The sequence below is a fragment of the Flavobacterium nitrogenifigens genome (assembly GCF_003254565.1).
Classification (GTDB): domain Bacteria; phylum Bacteroidota; class Bacteroidia; order Flavobacteriales; family Flavobacteriaceae; genus Flavobacterium; species Flavobacterium nitrogenifigens.
This window is the reverse complement of the sequence record NZ_QJRI01000093.1, coordinates 1-484: the sequence shown is the minus strand read 5'-3', so window position 1 is coordinate 484 and position 484 is coordinate 1. Positions and strand designations below refer to the sequence as shown.

Annotated in this window: 1 protein-coding gene; it reads right to left on the bottom strand. The window is 45.9% G+C overall.

The window, feature by feature from the left end; all coding sequences use genetic code 11:
- The coding region (locus DM397_RS00405; RefSeq protein ID WP_204251852.1) for a glycoside hydrolase family 97 catalytic domain-containing protein at window positions 1-484 on the bottom strand (484 nt) is incomplete at both ends.

Below are 484 nucleotides of genomic sequence, written 5' to 3'. Positions count from 1 at the left end.
CGGAGCATCATTCCAATACCCGTTTGAATTGTACCACAAATAAAGCCCAACGCCTTTCTGAGCGCCGTATGCCGCTAATTCTTCTATTTTATCTCGGCCTATCTGCGTATCCCAAAGCGCATCGACTAAAATGGTTTCATATCCCATTAAAGCGCTGAAATCAATATATTGCTTTTGAACAGGAAAAGTGGTGTTATTATCCATCTTGATGATCCAGCTCCAAGTGCCTTTTGTGTACTGGTATTCTTTAGATGCCTCATATTTTGGCTTAACCAAGTCAAACGGAATGGTGGTCTCCACTATCGGAGCAAGCGTTTCTCCAATTGTAATGGTGCGCCATGGCGTTTCTCCCGGAAGCGGGATTCCCGGCGAAGCTGTTCCGTTTCCGTTATTTTCTCCCGGCATCGGAAATCCAATGGAATACAATCCGTTCTCATGTCCTATCAAGCGGCTGGCACAATAGCCGCCGTCTACTCCTGTTTCA